Origin of the sequence: Ensifer sp. (assembly GCF_035999185.1) — a bacterium.
Taxonomy (GTDB): Bacteria; Pseudomonadota; Alphaproteobacteria; order Rhizobiales; family Rhizobiaceae; genus Ensifer.
Genome location: NZ_DASYHB010000161.1, coordinates 1 through 2,377, shown reverse-complemented (window position 1 = coordinate 2,377; position 2,377 = coordinate 1). Strand labels below are relative to the sequence as shown.

Genomic DNA, 2,377 nt, shown 5'->3' with positions numbered 1-2,377 from the left:
CAATCGCTGGCGCATGTGCTGCCGTTTGTTCGATGGTCAGTTTCGTTCCGCAGGCATGGCGGATCGTAAAAACCCGTGAGACCAGCTCGATTTCGCCCGTCATGTATGGTTTCAACGTGACAGGCTTTGCGCTTTGGTCGGTCTATGGGCTTGGATTGGGCGAATGGCCTCTGATCGTAACGAACTCGATCTGCCTCGTGCTTTCGACGTTCATCTTGACGATGACCCTGCTGCCCAAGCAGAAAAAGGAGGCAGTCGCCGATTCCGTCGACCCAAACTAAGGTCCACCGCGAATAGGTCTGCGGAACAATGCCTGCTGCCCTTGAGTTGTTATCGATTCAAGCATGTGGAGTGTACGACATGCAGCCAGTCGATGTCATCGTGAGGTATTCAGGCGCCGAGATCGGTGTCCTACTCCAGCACCGCGACAAGCAGGCGGGAGAGATGAACTCCGTCTACTGGATGGAATACCCATCGATCGAATATGCGCTGGAAGCTGTCGCAGAGGACCTATTCGATGGTCGAGTGAAGCGCATAACCGCAGACGGAGAAGTACTTCCGGAAGAGGTATTGAGCGCGCTGACAAATTGATCGGGCCGCGCACACGAGGCGAATTGGACGACGACACCTCAACTGGGGGGACAGTATCTTGCCGGTTCCTCGCGCGGTGCTGGCTTTGGATGCCAGCCTGCTCGCCATTGGATTGTGTAGTAAGCTACGGATGTGGTGGCCGCAGCCGATCAGAGGCTTGGCAAAGGTCCCGGCATCCGCAGACCACCAAAATTGCCGACCATTGTTAGAGGCCTATCTTCGGATAACGGCAGCCTCACTGTTTTGGCCACGCGTGGCCGAGGTCTTGGGACAGCTAAGAACCTTCGGGAATTTTCGAAGCACCCCGTGCAGCGGCGTAGGGTCCAGTTGCTAAACTTGTCTTCCAGATTGCGACCAGCACTTTAAAGTTGCGATCGCGCAGGCCCTTACTAGCCTTGTGAAATTGAGGCTCGTCGCGCGTCATCCGAGGAGGGGCACGACTACGATCACTCCTATGACCACGACAATGGCAGCTCGGATCAGATAGCCGTTGGTACGGGCCATCTCAGCTTCAGACGATTCTGGCGCAGGCATACCGCAACTCCCCTCGCCCCCAAAGGCACACTCTCGCCTGTGCTTCGGAGCTGCAATCAGAATCCGGCAGACGCGTAATCTAGACGCGCTGCGTTGCCAAATCGCCACGGTCGCTGAAGCACGGTAACTCTGCGCGCGTTCAAACCACCGCTGAACTTTGTGAGCCGATCTAGAGCTGCCCCGAGCGCTTTTGAATGGGTTAAGATCGGGTTCGTTAAGCACAGGCAGGCAATATGGCCGCCAGCGCCACCAAGCAGACCGACACCGCCGAAAGTATCCCGAGACTGATTGCGATGCTGGCGAGGCCGCCAGGGGCGCGGTCATCCGTTTTTCTGCGATGCTGCCAAGTCGCGCAATGCCAAGCGAGCGCTAGCAGGGCAACCGAAGTCGTGCCTGTGATGAGCGCATCGTGCCAGGCCGGAAGGCCGGCCCGGCAGAGTACTGATTCCGAGGCATAGACCGTCAGGAAATGAGCCGCCCAGAGGATTGGGCCGACAAGTACGGTGATTGCCGAGCGCAGAGTAAGGGGCGTCCTCATACCGCTACCAGTCGCGGAAAGCCATATGTGAGAACGAGGCCGAATGCAGCTTGTCCGAGCGAATAGGCCCAGAGCAACGCTAGATTGTCGAAGACGACGCGGCGGACCCGGTCGACCTGCCCGGTCGCGAGCCGTGCGGCGGCGAAGCCAGCTGTCAGGAGGACGGCGCCCGCGATCTGCGCCTGCAGCGCGGCATTGGCATAGACCATCCCTGCGTAGCCGCTCGCCTGCGGCCGCAGACCCGCGTGCCAATGCTGCAGGACATCGGCCCCGAGCGCGCCGACCAGTGCGATCGCTCCGAGGAGCAGGAGGGCGGCGATGAAACCGTGCCGGCCGCTTCCGCTGTCAAGCAATCGCCTCGACGCCTCGAGGAGCACGAGGCTGAGGATCAGTAATGCGGCCGGTGCCAGCATTGCCGCGAGAGCCGGCAACTGCGCGCTTCGTGGCCAGAATTTCGGTGCGACAATCCAGAGATAGAGATAGCCAAAGATATAGGAGAGATAGAGCGCGGCGGCGACGAGCATCAGCACGACCATCGCCCACCAGCTATGCGAGACCGGCCCCGAGGCATAGCTCGGCAGCCTGATGCCGCCGCCGATATCGATCTCGCCGGCCGGCGCCTGATCGCACTCCCACATCCAGACCATGATCGCGACGATGGCGCCGACGCCGCAGAGCCCGGCGAGGACCACGGCCTTCACCGTCAGCAGCAGG

Annotated in this window: 2 protein-coding genes and 1 pseudogene; 2 read left to right on the top strand and 1 reads right to left on the bottom strand. The window is 60.3% G+C overall.

The genetic code is table 11. From position 1 onward, the window contains the following. Both VGO04_RS20475 and VGO04_RS20470 read left to right on the top strand, forming a co-directional pair. A partial coding sequence (locus VGO04_RS20475) for a SemiSWEET transporter (RefSeq protein WP_327497799.1) occupies positions 1 to 281 on the top strand: 281 nt, incomplete at its 5' end. Between the two features lie 79 nt (positions 282 to 360). Further along, entirely contained in the window at positions 361 to 591 is a 231-nt protein-coding gene (locus tag VGO04_RS20470; protein WP_327497798.1) for a hypothetical protein, read from the top strand. Between the two features lie 1,068 nt (positions 592 to 1,659). On the opposite strand, the pseudogene VGO04_RS20465 reads toward VGO04_RS20470, so the two are convergent. Then, positions 1,660 to 2,377 (bottom strand): annotated as a pseudogene (locus VGO04_RS20465) (cytochrome ubiquinol oxidase subunit I); the annotation flags it as partial.

Excerpts from the sequence above, each read along its gene's own strand:
- VGO04_RS20470 (WP_327497798.1), top strand. The coding sequence starts at position 361 with ATGCAGCCAGTCGATGTCATCGTGAGGTATTCAGGCGCCGAGATCGGT.